This window comes from Rhodococcus oxybenzonivorans, assembly GCF_003130705.1.
GTDB classification, from domain to species: Bacteria; Actinomycetota; Actinomycetes; order Mycobacteriales; family Mycobacteriaceae; genus Rhodococcus_F; species Rhodococcus_F oxybenzonivorans.
Map to the genome: position 1 here is coordinate 2,861,749 of NZ_CP021354.1, position 15,424 is coordinate 2,877,172.

The 15,424-nt window shown below is 66.9% G+C and carries 13 protein-coding genes; 11 read left to right on the forward strand and 2 right to left on the reverse strand.

The features are described from left to right. Nucleotides 1–77: 77 nt before the first annotated feature. Nucleotides 78–1,853 (forward strand): proteasome ATPase, encoded by a 1,776-nt coding sequence (gene arc, locus CBI38_RS13635; RefSeq protein WP_109329563.1) that lies wholly within the window; start codon nucleotides 78–80, stop codon nucleotides 1,851–1,853. A gap of 30 nt (nucleotides 1,854–1,883) precedes the next feature. Here arc and CBI38_RS13640 read toward each other — a convergent pair whose 3' ends face one another. Further along, on the reverse strand, nucleotides 1,884–2,468 hold the full coding sequence (locus CBI38_RS13640; RefSeq protein WP_109329565.1) for an NUDIX hydrolase: 585 nt from the start codon (nucleotides 2,466–2,468) through the stop codon (nucleotides 1,884–1,886). Nucleotides 2,469–2,644: 176 nt separating this feature from the next. Here CBI38_RS13640 and dop point away from each other — a divergent pair, with 176 nt between their 5' ends. From dop to prcA, 4 genes are all read left to right on the forward strand, one after another. After that, entirely contained in the window at nucleotides 2,645–4,144 is a 1,500-nt protein-coding gene (gene dop / locus CBI38_RS13645; protein ID WP_109329567.1) for a depupylase/deamidase Dop, read from the forward strand. A gap of 170 nt (nucleotides 4,145–4,314) precedes the next feature. Beyond that, complete coding sequence (locus CBI38_RS13650) at nucleotides 4,315–4,509, forward strand: ubiquitin-like protein Pup (RefSeq protein ID WP_005242990.1); 195 nt, start codon at nucleotides 4,315–4,317, stop codon at nucleotides 4,507–4,509. Continuing rightward, nucleotides 4,506–5,393: a proteasome subunit beta gene (gene prcB, locus CBI38_RS13655; protein WP_109329569.1), complete on the forward strand. Its 888-nt coding sequence runs from the start codon at nucleotides 4,506–4,508 to the stop codon at nucleotides 5,391–5,393. The genes CBI38_RS13650 and prcB overlap by 4 nt, the downstream gene beginning before the upstream one ends. Further along, entirely contained in the window at nucleotides 5,390–6,169 is a 780-nt protein-coding gene (gene prcA / locus CBI38_RS13660) for a proteasome subunit alpha (RefSeq protein ID WP_109329571.1), read from the forward strand. The genes prcB and prcA overlap by 4 nt, the downstream gene beginning before the upstream one ends. Here the strand turns inward: prcA and CBI38_RS13665 are convergent. Continuing rightward, entirely contained in the window at nucleotides 6,160–7,533 is a 1,374-nt protein-coding gene (locus CBI38_RS13665; RefSeq protein ID WP_418328335.1) for a bifunctional phosphatase PAP2/diacylglycerol kinase family protein, read from the reverse strand. The genes prcA and CBI38_RS13665 overlap by 10 nt on opposite strands. Nucleotides 7,534–7,698: 165 nt before the next feature. Between CBI38_RS13665 and pafA the strand changes: the two genes are divergently transcribed. From pafA to CBI38_RS13695, 6 genes are all read left to right on the forward strand, one after another. Next, nucleotides 7,699–9,057 carry a Pup--protein ligase gene (pafA, locus tag CBI38_RS13670; RefSeq protein ID WP_201453571.1) on the forward strand — a complete coding sequence of 453 codons (1,359 nt, stop codon included), beginning with the start codon at nucleotides 7,699–7,701 and terminating at the stop codon, nucleotides 9,055–9,057. A gap of 47 nt (nucleotides 9,058–9,104) precedes the next feature. Beyond that, nucleotides 9,105–10,100, forward strand: a complete 996-nt coding sequence (locus tag CBI38_RS13675) for a helix-turn-helix transcriptional regulator (protein ID WP_109329573.1) — start codon at nucleotides 9,105–9,107, stop codon at nucleotides 10,098–10,100. Continuing rightward, entirely contained in the window at nucleotides 10,093–11,073 is a 981-nt protein-coding gene (locus CBI38_RS13680) for a helix-turn-helix transcriptional regulator (RefSeq protein WP_109329575.1), read from the forward strand. Before CBI38_RS13675 ends, CBI38_RS13680 begins: the two co-directional genes overlap by 8 nt. Nucleotides 11,074–11,227: 154 nt before the next feature. Beyond that, nucleotides 11,228–11,503 carry a Sec-independent protein translocase subunit TatA gene (tatA, locus tag CBI38_RS13685; RefSeq protein ID WP_109329577.1) on the forward strand — a complete coding sequence of 92 codons (276 nt, stop codon included), beginning with the start codon at nucleotides 11,228–11,230 and terminating at the stop codon, nucleotides 11,501–11,503. Between the two features lie 91 nt (nucleotides 11,504–11,594). Continuing rightward, complete coding sequence (tatC, locus tag CBI38_RS13690; protein WP_109329579.1) at nucleotides 11,595–12,635, forward strand: twin-arginine translocase subunit TatC; 1,041 nt, start codon at nucleotides 11,595–11,597, stop codon at nucleotides 12,633–12,635. Between the two features lie 12 nt (nucleotides 12,636–12,647). After that, a complete protein-coding gene (locus tag CBI38_RS13695) occupies nucleotides 12,648–15,386 on the forward strand; it encodes a DEAD/DEAH box helicase (protein WP_109329581.1) in 2,739 nt (912 codons plus the stop codon). Nucleotides 15,387–15,424 lie beyond the last annotated feature (38 nt).

Genomic DNA, 15,424 nt, shown 5'->3' on the forward strand with positions numbered 1-15,424 from the left:
CGGCAGATTCCGTGTCACGGCGCAGAATTCGGGCGGTGCCGGTAGCGTTGATAGATCTTCATTGGGAGGAGACGCACATGAGCTCGACAGAGAACCCCGATTCGGTTGCGGCCGCACGAGAGCTCGAGGCGTTGCGCGCAGAGGCGTCGGCATTGCGGAGGCAGCTCGCGGAGTCGCCGGAACAGCTCCGTGAGATGGAATCGCGAGTGGACTCGTTGTCCATCCGTAACACCAAGCTGATGGACACCCTCAAGGAAGCACGCCAGCAGCTCATCGCTCTTCGAGAGGAAGTCGATCGCCTCGGCCAGCCGCCGAGCGGATACGGCGTCCTCCTCGGAGTGCACGACGACCTGACCGTGGACGTGTTCACCTCCGGTCGCAAGATGCGGTTGACGTGCTCACCGAACGTCGAGGCCGAGACGCTCAAACTCGGTCAGACCGTGCGCCTCAACGAAGCCCTCACCATCGTCGAGGCCGGCACCTTCGAGCGTGTGGGCGAGATCAGCACCCTGCGCGAGATCCTCGACGACGGCCAGCGTGCCCTCGTGGTGGGTCACGCCGACGAGGAACGCATCGTCTGGCTGGCCGAACCCCTTGCCGCGGTCTTCGCCGACAGTGAGCGAGAGTCGGTCGCGTACGACGCGGAGTCACCCACCCGCAAGTTGCGGCCCGGTGATTCTCTGCTGGTCGACACCAAGGCCGGATACGCGTTCGAGCGGATACCGAAGGCTGAAGTCGAGGATCTCGTCCTCGAAGAGGTCCCGGACGTGCACTACGACGACATCGGCGGGCTCGGACGGCAGATCGAGCAGATCCGCGACGCGGTGGAGCTGCCGTTCCTGCACAAGGACCTCTTCCACGAGTACGCGCTCCGCCCACCCAAGGGTGTGCTCCTGTACGGCCCGCCCGGTTGCGGTAAGACACTCATCGCGAAGGCTGTCGCGAACTCGCTGGCCAAGAAGATCGCGGAGGCCCGCGGTGAGGACAGCAAGGAAGCGAAGTCGTTCTTCCTCAACATCAAGGGTCCCGAGCTGCTCAACAAGTTCGTCGGCGAGACGGAACGGCACATCCGGCTCATCTTCCAGCGGGCTCGCGAGAAGGCATCGGAGGGTACTCCCGTCATCGTGTTCTTCGACGAGATGGACTCGATCTTCCGTACCCGCGGATCGGGTGTCTCCTCCGACGTCGAGACCACCGTCGTCCCGCAGTTGCTCAGCGAGATCGACGGTGTCGAGGGGCTCGAGAACGTCATCGTGATCGGCGCCTCCAACCGCGAGGACATGATCGACCCCGCGATCCTGCGTCCGGGCCGCCTGGATGTGAAGATCAAGATCGAGCGCCCCGACGCGGAATCGGCACAGGACATTTTCTCCAAGTACCTGACCGAGACGCTGCCCGTCCACGCCGACGACCTGGCCGAGTTCGGTGGGGACCGCACCGCCTGCATCCGGGCGATGATCGAGCGGGTCGTCGACCGCATGTACGCCGAGAGTGAAGAGAACCGCTTCCTCGAGGTCACCTATGCCAACGGTGACAAGGAGGTGCTGTACTTCAAGGACTTCAACTCGGGTGCGATGATCCAGAACATCGTCGACCGGGCCAAGAAGTACGCGATCAAGTCGGTGCTCGACACCGGGGCCCCCGGCCTGCGGGTCCAGCACCTGTTCGATTCGATCGTCGACGAGTTCTCGGAGAACGAGGACCTGCCGAACACCACGAACCCGGACGACTGGGCACGCATTTCCGGTAAGAAGGGCGAGCGGATCGTCTACATCCGCACGTTGGTCACCGGCAAGAACGCGAGCGCGAGCCGCGCCATCGACACCGAGTCCAACACCGGCCAGTACCTGTAGCGGATTGCCCATACCGGCACGGCGGGAACGTCATTCGTTTCCCGCCGTGCCGGTCTGTTCTCCGGGTCGGTTCTCGTCCGGGGCGACACGGTTTCCCAGCAGTGCGCGGGTGTCGGGGGCGAACGGCCATGCCGGGTCGCGGAGGTGCGTGAGCAGCTCTTCGGGGGTCCACCACCAGCCGGCCGCGATTTCACTCTCCTGGTGAACGATCGGGCCGTCCCAGTGGGTTTCGTAGGCGTAGAGGTGGCAGCGCAGGCGCAGCCCCTGCCACCGGCCGTTCCAGGACACCCGGGCGATCGGGGTGAGCACGGCACCGGTGATCCCCAGCTCCTCGGCCAATTCCCGGCAGGCGGCCTGTTCGGGGGTCTCGCCGGGATCGAGCACACCGCCCGCCAGGCAGTCGTGATGACCGGCGAACACCCTCTTGGTGTCGGACCGCCGGTGCACGTAGAGACGTTTTCCGTCGCCCGACCGCACGAGCACTCCGGCGCTGGCATGCCACAGCCCCTCGTCGTAAACCCGTGATCGTTCGGCGGACCCGACCGGGTGGCCTGCGTCGTCGAACACCGCCACCACTTCGTGTGCCTGTCGTGAAGTGTCCGGCGCGGAATCCATGCGTCCGATCCTGCCAGCAGCACGGTGACGCCGTCCCCGTCGCGTCGGGGTATTCAGGGCCGTGCCACAGTCGGTCGCTCGATTTCGGTGGATGCCGGGGCACCTTCCGCCGACCCTACCGGGAGTGCGCGCAGGCCTGACCGTCTCCGGAACCGGTGATCGCATAGGCTCGCAGCATGCAGCGGATCATCGGTGTCGAAGTCGAGTACGGAATCTCCTCGCCCAGCGAGCCGTCGGCCAATCCGATTCTGACCTCGACCCAGGCGGTGCTCGCCTATGCGGCAGCGGCCGGGGTGCCCCGGGCCAAGCGGACCCGGTGGGACTACGAGGTGGAGTCGCCCCTGCGCGACGCCCGCGGATTCGACCTCGGCCGGCTCAGCGGGCCGGCACCGGTCATCGACGCCGACGAGGTCGGTGCCGCCAACATGATCCTCACCAACGGCGCGCGCCTGTACGTCGACCACGCCCATCCGGAGTATTCCGCCCCCGAGGTCACCGATCCGCTCGACGCGGTGATCTGGGACAAGGCGGGCGAGCGGGTGATGGAAGCCGCCGCCCGGCACGCGTCGAGTGTGCCCGGTGCACCGCGACTGCAGTTGTACAAGAACAACGTGGACGGCAAGGGCGCCTCCTACGGCACCCACGAGAATTACCTGATGTCGCGGGCCACGCCGTTCTCCGCGGTGATCAACGGCCTCACCCCGTTCTTCGCGTCCCGTCAGGTGATCACCGGGTCCGGGCGGGTGGGCATCGGTCAGTCCGGCGACGAGGCCGGTTTCCAGTTGTCGCAGCGTGCCGACTACATCGAGGTGGAGGTCGGCCTCGAGACGACGCTCAAGCGTGGGATCATCAATACCCGCGACGAACCCCACGCCGATGCGGACAAGTACCGCCGGCTCCACGTCATCATCGGTGACGCCAACCTGGCCGAGATGTCGACGTACCTCAAAGTGGGCACCACCGCCCTGGTTCTCGATCTCATCGAGGCCGGCGTCGATCTCACCGACCTCCAGCTGGCGCGCCCGGTCACCGCCGTGCACCACATCAGTCACGACCCCACCTTGCGGGCCACTGTGGCGTTGGCCGACGGCCGGGAGCTGACCGGGCTTGCCCTGCAGCGGATCTATCACGACCGGGTTGCGAAATTCGTCTCCGCCGAGGGCAACGACGACCCCCGCGTCACCGACCTGCTCGAAAAATGGGCCATGGTGCTCGACCTGCTCGAGCGTGATCCGCTGGAGTGCGCGCACCTGCTGGACTGGCCGGCGAAGCTGCGTCTCCTGGAGGGTGCGCGCAGCCGGGAAGGCCTCGGATGGGCCGCCCCCAAATTGCACCTGATCGACCTCCAGTACTCCGACGTGCGTCTCGACAAGGGGCTGTACAACCTCCTGGTGTCGCGCGGGTCGATGGAACGGCTCGTCACCGAGCAGCAGGTCCTGGACGCCGTCGATGCACCGCCGATCGACACCCGCGCATACTTCCGCGGCGAGTGCCTGCGCAAGTTCGGTGCCGACATTGCGGCTGCGAGCTGGGATTCGGTGATCTTCGACCTGGGTGGAGACTCCCTGGTCCGGATCCCGACTCTCGAGCCGCTGCGAGGCAGCAAAGCCCACGTCGGAGCGTTGCTGGAGTCGGCGACCACTGCGAAGGAGCTCGTCGACGAGCTCACGAACTGAGCCCTCGGGCCGGCCACGGTGGGCCCCGCCGGTAACCTCACCGCCGCGTCGGCACACGTGGGGCGTCGGCGCTCGGTAGGGTGAAGGTCCGAGCGGATGATCAGTCAGACTGCTTGGCAGAACAGGACGCTCGGAAGAAGAGCTCCCTTTACACAAGGAGGTCGGCGGCGATGGCACAGGAGCAGACCAAACGTACTGGTGGCGGCGATGAGGACGACACCCCCGGCGGTGACGGAGCTGCAGGTCAGGAACGTCGTGAAAAGCTGGCAGAAGACACCGACGACCTCCTCGACGAGATCGACGACGTGCTCGAGGAGAATGCCGAGGACTTCGTCCGGGCCTATGTCCAGAAGGGCGGCCAGTGACGGCGGATCGACCGGCACTGCGGATACACAACGGTGACACGAGGCTCAGCTTCGGCTCGAACCTGTCCTCGTTCACCGAGTATCTGCGTGGTCATGCACCAGAATTGCTGCCGGAGAATCGGATCGGTCTTCGCTCGCACTCGACCGCACGGGGTGGTGACGGGATGGACAGCGGGGATCTCGCACCGCACGGAACGACGATTGTGGCGCTCACCTACAGGGGTGGGGTGCTCATCGCCGGTGACCGGCGAGCGACACAGGGAAACCTGATCGCCAGTCGCGACGTGGAAAAGGTGTACATCACCGACGAATACTCGGCTGCCGGAATAGCAGGCACCGCCGGTATCGCGATCGAGTTGGTGCGGCTCTTCGCCGTCGAGCTCGAGCACTACGAGAAGATCGAGGGCGTTCAGCTCACGTTCGACGGCAAGGCGAATCGCCTGGCGTCGATGGTGCGCGGCAATCTCGGGGCCGCGATGCAGGGCCTCGCCGTGGTGCCGCTCCTCGTCGGCTACGACCTCGACGCGGACGACGACGCGCGGGCGGGCCGCATTGTGTCCTACGACGTGGTCGGCGGTCGCTACGAGGAACGCTCCGGATACCACGCGGTCGGTTCGGGTTCGTTGTTCGCGAAGTCGTCGCTGAAGAAGCTGTATACGCCGGAGAGTGACGAGGAGACCGCGTTGCGCGCGGCCATCGAGTCGCTGTACGACGCCGCTGACGACGACTCGGCCACCGGCGGGCCGGATGTGACCAGGGGTATCTACCCGACCGCGGTGACGATCACGCAGGCCGGGGCGGTGCACGTGTCCGAGGACACGACGTCGGAGTTGGCGCGGCGCATCGTCGCCGAGCGGACCGAAGAAGGGGGGTCGGCGCGATGACCATGCCGTACTACGCATCAGCCGAGCAGATCATGCGGGATCGCTCGGAGCTGGCGCGCAAGGGTATCGCCCGGGGGCGCAGCGTCGTGGTGCTCACCTTCCACGACGGTGTGCTGTTCGTCGCGGAGAATCCGTCGACCGCCCTGCACAAGGTGAGCGAGCTGTATGACCGCCTCGGGTTCGCGGCGGTGGGGAAATACAACGAGTTCGAGAACTTGCGGCGGGCCGGCATCGTGCACGCCGACATGCGCGGTTACTCCTACGACCGCCGTGATGTGACGGGTCGGTCGCTGGCCAACGCCTATGCGCAGACGCTGGGCACGATCTTCACCGAGCAGCCCAAGCCCTACGAGGTGGAAATTTGCGTCGCCGAGGTGGGGCGGGTGGGAAGCCCCAAGGCGCCGCAGTTGTACCGCATCACCTACGACGGGTCCATCGTCGACGAGCAGGACTTCGTGGTGATGGGTGGCACGACGGAACCGATCGCTACTGCCATGCGTGAGTCCTATCGCGCCGATCTGGGCCTCGAGGACGCGGTCGGGGTCGCGGTCAACGCATTGCGGCAGGGCGGTGCGGGCGACGGTGAACGCCGCAACGTCGATGTGTCGGCTCTCGAGGTGGCGGTGCTCGATCAGACCCGTCCCCGGCGCGCGTTCCGGCGGATCGTCGGGAGCGCGCTCGAGGGGCTGCTTCCGGAGCCGCCCGCCGCCCCGTCGGAATCGGCCGCAGAGCCGACTCCGGACAACGGGACGACGTCGACCGAATCTCAGGGCTGAGGGCGGTACACCGCGAGCGCTTCGGGCTCGGCCCGGAAGTCGAAGGTGCGGGCGTCGGCGACTACTTCGCCGTCGGTCGCCAGAGCGACCGGTGATCCGTCGACCTGCACGGTCAGCCTCGGCACCAGCGACCGGACGTACACCGGTGTGGTGCCGAGGGTGCCGGTCGCCGCAGCGAACAGCAGCCGGGATCGCGAGGCGCGGCGGTCTGCCCGCACATATCGCACATCGAGCATTCCGCCGGTGATCGCCGGGCGTGACATCGGAACCTGATCGGCCGGCGAGTACCGGCCGTTGCCGACGAACAGCATCCAGATCAGCACCGGTTGCCCGTCGATGGTGACGGCAAGGGGTGCGGCGGCGGACAGGATCCGGATCATTGCGGCGCAGGCGGCAGGCCATTTCCCGAGCCGCGGCTGCCACTTTTCCCGTAGTCGCACGGCGTCCGGGTATCCGCCCAGGCTGGCGGTGTTGAGGAACGGTGCCGGCGCTGCGACGTCGGTGACGACGACGGCCTTGTCGACGTGCCGGGCGCGCCCCTTCTCGACAGCCTTCGCCGTTCCGGCGATGTCGGTGACGCCCGCGTCGCGGGCGAAGTGATTGAGAGTGCCCCCGGGGAAGACCGCCAGCGGCAGCGTGTGGCGGACCGCTGCCGCTGCCACCGCGACCACCGTGCCGTCGCCGCCGCAGACCCCGAGCGCGTGCGGTTGGATCCCGCCGATCCAGGTGTCGAGTTGCTCGGCGAAATCCTGGTCCATGTCGAGGGTGCGCACCAGTGCACTCGGCAAGGCGGCGCCGATCTCGTCGGTCGGCGCATCGTCGCCGGGTCCGGATCCGGGATTGACCACCACGAGTAGTCCTTCGCCACCGGGTAGTGCGGGTACGTCGGCCGCTGTGCCGAGGTCGGCCGGGTCCTCCGAGCGGACCGCCCACCAGCGTCGGGTGCTCGAGGCCACGACACCACCGAACGCGAGCCCGACGAGCACGTCGCTCGGCCAGTGGACTCCGTTGTGGACGCGGGAGTAGGCGACTGCCGCCGCGAGCGGTGCCAGCACGGCCCCGGTGACCGGCGACTCGAGGGCAACCCCGGTGGTGAAGGCCGCCGCGGATGCGGCATGCCCGGACGGGAACGACGACGACAGCGGAATGCGCACCCCCCGCAGCACGCTGGCCCACTGCCGGGCGGTGGGTCGCCGCCGAGGGAACAGCGGTTTCAGGATCCCGTTGGCCAGCATGCTGGCCAGGGCGAGGGACAGCAGACCGCGGACACCGCCGCGCCGCGCCCGCCCGCCGACGGCGGTGAGTACTACTGCGGCTGCCCACCACAGCATCCCCTTGTCGGCGGCACGGCTGAGGAAACGCATCACCCGGTCGGCCTCGGACGGACGTAGATTGGCGCTGCGATCGAACACGAACTCGTCGGCTCGGTGGATCCGGTGTAACGGTGGCTTCACGACCTCAGAGTATGCGTGCGGTGTCGCCGAGGGTTTTCTCGCTCCGCCGCGTGATCCGCGTTGTACTGTCGAGGTGTGCAGCGACGAATCATGGGTATTGAGACTGAGTTCGGTGTGACCTGCACCTTCCATGGTCACAGGCGACTGAGCCCCGACGAGGTTGCGCGCTACCTGTTCCGGCGGGTGGTGTCGTGGGGCCGTAGTTCCAACGTGTTCCTCCGGAACGGTGCCCGCCTGTATCTGGACGTCGGCTCGCACCCCGAGTACGCGACGGCGGAGTGCGACAACCTGATCCAGTTGGTCAATCACGACCGGGCGGGGGAGCGGGTTCTCGAGGAACTGCTCATCGACGCGGAGCAGCGGCTCGCCGAAGAAGGCATCGGCGGCGACATCTACCTGTTCAAGAACAACACCGACTCCGCCGGTAACTCGTACGGCTGCCACGAGAACTTCCTGGTGGCGCGGGCCGGGGAGTTCTCCCGGATCTCCGACGTTCTGTTGCCGTTCCTGGTGACGCGGCAGCTGATCTGCGGTGCCGGCAAGGTCCTGCAAACTCCCAAGGCGGCCACCTTCTGCCTGTCTCAGCGGGCGGAGCACATCTGGGAGGGGGTGTCCTCGGCGACTACCCGGTCGCGGCCCATCATCAATACGCGCGACGAACCGCACGCCGACGCCGAGAAGTACCGTCGCCTCCACGTGATCGTCGGTGATTCCAACATGTCGGAGTCGACCACCATGCTGAAGGTGGGAACCGCGGCCCTCGTCCTGGAGATGATCGAGGCCGGGGTCTCGTTCCGCGATTTCGCGCTCGACAACCCGATCCGCGCCATTCGCGAGGTCAGTCATGACGTCACCGGACGTCGCCCGGTGCGGTTGGCCGGCGGCCGACAGGCCAGTGCGCTGGACATTCAGCGCGAGTACCACGCGCGCGCGGTGGAACACCTGCAGAACCGCGAACCCGACGCACAGGTCAGCCAGGTGGTGGATCTCTGGGGCCGGATGCTCGATGCGGTGGAGTCGCAGGACTTCGCCAAGGTGGACACGGAGATCGACTGGGTGATCAAGCGCAAGCTGTTCCAGCGCTACCAGGACCGGGACGGGTTCGAGCTTGCCGACCCGAAGATTGCACAGCTCGACCTGGCGTACCACGACATCAAACGTGGTCGCGGTGTGTTCGACCTGCTCCAGCGCAAGGGGCTGGTGAAGCGGATCACCGAGGACGAGACGATCGAGGCTGCCGTGGACACCCCGCCGCAGACGACCCGCGCGAAGCTGCGCGGTGAGTTCATCACCGCAGCTCAGGAGGCCGGCCGCGACTTCACGGTCGACTGGGTGCATCTCAAGCTCAACGATCAGGCGCAGCGGACGGTCCTGTGCAAGGACCCGTTCCGGTCGGTCGACGAACGGGTGGAGCGGTTGATTGCCTCGATGTAGCGGCGCTGCGGGAGTTCGGAACCAACCCACCCACTAGGCTTCCCGGCGTGCCGACATCCAAGATCGAGCGCTTGATGAACCTGGTGATCTGTCTGCTGTCCACCAGGCAGTTCCTCACGGCCGAGAAGATTCGCGAGAGCGTAGCCGGATACGCCGACTCCGCCAGCGACGAGGCCTTCAGTCGCATGTTCGAGCGCGACAAGAACGAACTCCGTGACCTCGGTGTGCCCCTCGAGACCGGGCAGGCGTCGCGTTTTTCCACGGTCGAGGGCTACCGCATCAACCGCAACGCGTACGAACTTCCCGACATCGACCTCACCCAGGAAGAGTCGGCGGCCGTGGCGGTGGCGGTGCAGTTGTGGGAGTCGCCGGAATTGACCTCGGCAGCACAGGGTGCGTTGCTGAAATTGCGGGCGGCGGGGGTGCAGGTGGATCCCGACTCTGCGGCCACCCCCGTTACCGCCGTCCCGGCCCGTACACGAGGGTCGGAACCGGCGCTGGGCAAGCTGCTGGCCGCGATCGATGCCGGTCGTGCCGTGCACTTTCCCCACCGGGGTGCGCTCAACGAGCCGTACACCGAACGCACGGTCGAGCCGTGGGGTGTCGTCACGGCGCACGGTCGCTGGTATCTCGTCGGCCACGACGTCGACCGTGGTGCCGTGCGGACGTTCCGGCTCTCGCGGATCGGTGACGAGGTGACGGCGTTCGGCCCGGCCGGTGTGGTGCACAAGCCGGCCGACATCGATCTTCGTACAATCGTGGATCGGGTCACCGGATCGGGTGCGGTCACCGGCACCGCAACGGTGTGGGTGGCCGAAGGGCGAGCCCAGGAGTTGCGCCGACTGGGCACCACGACGGGGGAACGGCAAGTGGCCCAGCGCAGCGGAAGTGTTCTGCAGATTCCGGTGCGGTCGCGGGATTGGATCGCCCGGCTGATCGCCGGACACGGGGCGGATGCATTGGTCCTCGACCCACCGGAACTGCGCGACGACGTGCTGGCCAAGTTACGGGACGCGGCGGGACAGGGGGCGCGGAGTGAGTAACAGATTGTCGTCGAGACTTTCACGGCTACTCAATCTGGTGCCGTACTTCATCGCGAATCCGGGAATGAGCGCAGCGGAGGCCGCCGCCGAACTCGGGGTGACGACCACCCAGTTGATGACCGACCTCAATCAATTGTGGGTCTGCGGGTTGCCGGGGTACGGCCCCGGCGACCTGATCGACCTCTCGTTCTCCGAGGAGAGCATCGAGGTGACGTTCTCGGCGGGCATCGACCGTCCGTTGCGGTTGACGTCCACCGAGGCGACCGCGCTGCTGATTGCTCTGCGTTCGCTGGTCGAGATGCCCGGCATGGTCGACCCTTCGGCGGCGCACAGCGCGATCGCGAAGATCGAGGATGCCGCCGGCACGGCCGCGGCGCGTACCCCGGCAACGGTGTCGACGGGCCGGGAGACTGCCGAGGACGTGGAAGAAGACCCCATCGCCGCAACGGTCCGCGCCGCCCTCCATCATCGCCGCGCACTCGACATCACCTACTATTCCGCCTCGCGGGACCGGGTGAGTGAGCGCACGGTGGATCCGGTCCGCATTGTGCTGGTCGACAACCGCAGCTACCTGCAGGCGTGGTGCCGTCAGGCCGAAGGGGTGCGTCTCTTCCGGCTCGACCGCATCGACGCCGCCACCGAACTGGAGGAGCCCTCCACACCGCCGGCGCAGGCGCTGGCGCGAGATTCGAATCTGGAACTGTTCAGTGGCGACCCCTCCCTACCGCATGCCCGGCTGCACATCACCGCCGAGTGCGTGTGGGTCCTCGACTACTACCCGATGGATGTGCTGGCCGTGGGCGCGGACGGTGCCGTCGAGGCGAGCATGAGCTACGGGGCGCTCGAGTGGATGGCGCGGCTCGTCCTCGGCTTCGGTGGTGGCATCACCGTCCTCGAACCGGTCGAGCTCGTCGAGGAGGTGCGGCGCCGCGCGGTCGAGGCCCTCGCGGCGTATGAGGCCGTGGACGTCTGAGTCAGCGTTCGAGGACTGCTCGCCGATGTGCGTTCACAGCGTTCGGTGAGGAAACCGACAGTCGAATCGCAGCGTGACTAGCCGGTTTCGACGCGGCTGGTCCGGGGCCGGTCCGGTAGCATCGGGGTCACCTGATCTTTTGGAGGTTTTCATCATGGGAGCCATGAGCCCCTGGCACTGGGCCATCGTTGCGTTGGTCGTTGTCATCCTTTTCGGTTCCAAGAAGCTGCCCGACGCAGCTCGTGGACTCGGCCGCTCGCTTCGCATCTTCAAGAGTGAGGTCAAGGAGATGCAGAACGACAACAACGCTCCATCACCCACCGCGCAGCAGAGCGCGCCCGCCGAACTGCCCGTGGCGGATACCACCACCACGCCCGTCACGCCTCCCGCTCCGGTGCAGCCGCAGCACCCCGAGCACAAGTCGGCGTAGTCCGAGCCGTCTGGCAACCGGGGTGACCTCGTCACCCCGGTTGCTTGCTGACCGAGACCGGTTCGCCTGCTGATCAAGACTAGGGCCCATAGTGCGTATTCCGTTCGATCCGCGACACAGCAAGCGGAGGACCAATCCCGACGGCACCATGTCGTTGGTCGATCACCTCTACGAGTTGCGCACGCGACTGCTCCTGTCCGTGCTGGCGATCCTCGTCACTACCGCGGTCGGCTTCTTCTGGTATTCCCATCAGCTTCTCGGCATCGAGAGCCTGGGTGAGCTGCTGCGTGGGCCGTACTGTTCACTGCCCGACTCGAGCCGGGCGGATCTCAGTAGCGACGGCGCATGCCGGCTGCTCGCCACCGGACCGTTCGAGCAGTTCATGTTGCGGTTCAAGGTGGCTTTCACCGCGGGCATCGTTCTGGCGTGCCCGATCTGGCTGTACGAGCTGTGGGCCTTCATCACGCCAGGCCTGTATGCGAAGGAACGCCGCTACGCCATCGGCTTCGTGGTGTCGGGGGCGCTGCTGTTCGTCGCCGGCGCGGTGCTGGCGTACGTGGTGGTCGCCAAGGCGTTGCACTTCCTGTTGACGATCGGCGACAACGTTCAGATCACGGCGCTCGGCGGTGCCGAGTACTTCGGGTTCATCGTCAATCTCCTGATCATCTTCGGTGTCAGTTTCGAGATTCCATTGCTCATCGTCGCGCTGAACTTCGTCGGCATCTTGCCGTACGCCAAGCTCAAGGCATGGCGGCGCGGGTTGATCTTCGCGTTGTTCGTCTTCGCTGCGATCGCCACGCCCGGGCAGGACCCGTTCTCGATGCTGGCGCTCGCGCTGGCCCTGACGGTGTTGTTCGAAATCGCCGTGCAGATCGCTCGCCTCAACGACCGAAGGAAGGCGCGGCGCAGCGAACAGGAATGGGGGGCGCTGGACGACGACGAAGCGTCGCCGATCGCCGCCCCGAAGGATCTGGACGAGGCCTTCGACGCCGCGCCGACCCCGGTTCCCGAGCCCGCCGGCCGCTTCCGGCGTGGCCGCAAATCCGGCCGGTCCGGTTCAGCGATCCAGGGTGACGGCGCCACCACGACCGGCCCCAACACGCCGGGTCAGGACTTTTCCGACACCCTGTGACAATCTGACGGGGTGGCTGTAACAACAGGCGAGGCAACCGGCGGCACCGAGCTCGACGTGTTCTCGGCGCTGCTCGGTTTCGTCCTCGATCCCTTCCAGATCAATGCTTGCCGCGCGCTCGAGGCCGGGCACGGTGTCCTCGTGTGCGCACCGACCGGTGCAGGCAAGACGGTGGTCGGTGAGTTCGCCGTGCATCTGGCCCTCGCGTCGGGGCGCAAATGCTTCTACACCACGCCGATCAAGGCGCTGAGCAACCAGAAGTACGCCGAGTTGGTGCGCAGGTACGGCAAGAATTCGGTGGGTTTGCTGACCGGCGATTCGAGCATCAACTCCGACGCCCCCGTGGTGGTGATGACCACCGAGGTCCTGCGCAACATGCTGTACGCCGATTCGCCGGCGTTGCGCGGTCTGTCCCATGTGGTGATGGACGAAGTGCACTTTTTGGCGGATCGGTTCCGCGGCGCCGTGTGGGAAGAGGTGATCCTACACCTGTCCGAGGACGTGCGGCTGGTCAGCCTGTCGGCGACGGTCAGCAACGCCGAGGAATTCGGTGCCTGGATGGAAACCGTCCGGGGCGATACCACCGTGGTCGTCGACGAAACCCGCCCGATCCCGCTGTGGCAGCACATCATGGTCGGCCGTCGACTGTTCGACCTCTTCGACACCCGGGCCCGCACCACGGACGGCAACCGCGACCTGGTGGTCGACCAGGACCTGGTCCGGCACGTCAAACAGCGGCAGGCACTCGAGCGGGTCGACCCTTGGGAGTCGCGTGAACGTGGGCGGCGAGGAGGTCGAGGTGGGGTGCCGAGCGACTTCCGCCCGCTGCCGCGTCCGGAGGTCATTGCCCGCCTCGACGACGAGGGACTGCTCCCGGCCATCACTTTCATCTTCAGCAGGGCCGGCTGCGACGCCGCCCTGGCGCAATGCCTGCGGTCGCGGCTCGACCTGACGAGTGCCGAGCAGGTAGCCGAGATCCGCACGATCATCGACGCCCACACCGGTGACCTACCGAAGGCGGATCTCGAAGTGCTCGGCTACTGGGAGTGGCGGAAGGCGCTCGAGCGGGGGCTCGCCGCGCACCACGCCGGTATGCTGCCCGCGTTCCGTCAGACCGTCGAGGAGTTGTTCGTCAAAGGTCTGGTCCGCGCGGTTTTCGCCACGGAGACATTGGCGCTCGGCATCAACATGCCCGCCCGCACGGTGGTCCTGGAACGGCTCGTGAAGTACAACGGCGAAGCGCACGCCGAATTGACGCCGGGGGAGTACACCCAGCTCACCGGCCGCGCCGGTCGCCGCGGCATCGACGTCGAGGGGCACGCGGTGGTGTTGTGGCAGCCCGGGGTGGAGCCGGTGGACGTCGCGGGTCTGGCCTCCACCCGTACCTTCCCGCTACGCAGTTCGTTCCGTCCCGGCTACAACATGACGATCAACCTGATCGACCGGATGGGTGCTCCGGAATCGCGGGCCCTGTTGGAGAGGTCGTTCGCTCAGTTCCAGGCCGACCGTTCCGTGGTCGGGCTGACGCGGGGTATCGAGCGCAACGAGGCGGCGATGGCCACCCTGCGGGAGCGGCTCGGCGGCGAAGACGGCGAGTACTTCGAATACGCGCGGCTGCGGGAAGAACTGAGCAGCAGAGAGCGGGCTCTCGAGCGACAGGGCCGCAGCGAGCGCCGCGACGCCGCCGTCGAGTCCCTCACCTCGTTGCGGCGCGGTGACGTGATCGCGATTCCGGTGGGCAGGCATTCAGGTCTGGCCGTCGTCCTGGAACCAGACAGGGACCCGACCGATCCGAAGCCGCTGATCCTGACGGAAGGGAAGTGGGCGGGCCGGGTGTCGGCCGGCGACTTCCCCGAGCCCGCGCGGTCGCTGGGCTCGATGCGGATGCCTCGCCGAGTCGACCATCACACCGCCCGGGTTCGCCGCGATCTGGCTTCGGCGTTGCGCAGCACCGGCATTGTCGTGCCGGGACGCCGCAAGAAGAAGAAGGCGGGCGCCGCCGACGACGCGGAGATCGCGCGGCTGCGGCGGGCGATCCGTCAGCATCCCTGCCACTCCTGGCCCGACCGTGAACAGTTGAGCCGGATCGGTGATCGGTACAACCGGCTGGCCCGCGAGACCGAGACCATGCGGCAGAAGGTGGCCGCCACGACCAACTCGTTGGCCCGCACCTTCGATCGCATCCTGGCGCTGCTGACCGAACGTGGGTATGTCACTGCGGGTGAGCATCCGGAGGCCACCGAGGACGGCGCCCGACTGAGCCGAATCTATTCGGAGAGTGACCTTCTCGTCGCCGAGTGCCTGCGCCAGGGCGTGTGGAAGGGGCTGGGTCCCGCCGAGCTCGCCGCTGTCGTCTCGTCCGTCGTCTTCGAATCGCGGCGCGAAGGCGACACCATCGAACAGGGTGGCCCCGGGGCGTTGCGGTACGCGCTCGACGAGACGGTGCGGGTGTGGCGGGATCTGCGGGCCGAGGAGATCCGGTTCAAACTGCCGCCGACGCGTGAACCCGACTTGGGGTTCGCCTCGGCCATTTTCCAATGGGCGAGCGAGAATTCGTTGGTCGACGCGTTGATCGCCGCCGGCGATCAGGGGCGTGCTCTGTCGGCGGGTGACTTCGTCCGCTGGTGCCGACAGGTGATCGATCTGCTCGAGCAGGTCCGCTCGACGTCGCCGGACCCCGGGGTGAGCAGGGCGGCAGGCCGGGCGGTGTCCGCGATCCGTCGTGGTGTCGTCGCGGTGGATGCAGCGTGACCCGGCGACTGTGTGGTTCGATTCGCACGCCGTCCGAC

What these genes read in the sequence shown, in the direction of transcription:
- CBI38_RS13650 (WP_005242990.1), top strand. Translation starts at nt 4,315, where the DNA reads ATGGCACAGGAGCAGACCAAACGTACTGGTGGCGGCGATGAGGACGAC.
- CBI38_RS13640 (WP_109329565.1), bottom strand. Translation starts at nt 2,468, where the DNA reads ATGGATTCCGCGCCGGACACTTCACGACAGGCACACGAAGTGGTGGCG.
- prcA (WP_109329571.1), top strand. Translation starts at nt 5,390, where the DNA reads ATGACCATGCCGTACTACGCATCAGCCGAGCAGATCATGCGGGATCGC.
- CBI38_RS13665 (WP_418328335.1), bottom strand. Translation starts at nt 7,533, where the DNA reads ATGCGTTTCCTCAGCCGTGCCGCCGACAAGGGGATGCTGTGGTGGGCA.
- arc (WP_109329563.1), top strand. Translation starts at nt 78, where the DNA reads ATGAGCTCGACAGAGAACCCCGATTCGGTTGCGGCCGCACGAGAGCTC.
- tatA (WP_109329577.1), top strand. Translation starts at nt 11,228, where the DNA reads ATGGGAGCCATGAGCCCCTGGCACTGGGCCATCGTTGCGTTGGTCGTT.
- dop (WP_109329567.1), top strand. Translation starts at nt 2,645, where the DNA reads ATGCAGCGGATCATCGGTGTCGAAGTCGAGTACGGAATCTCCTCGCCC.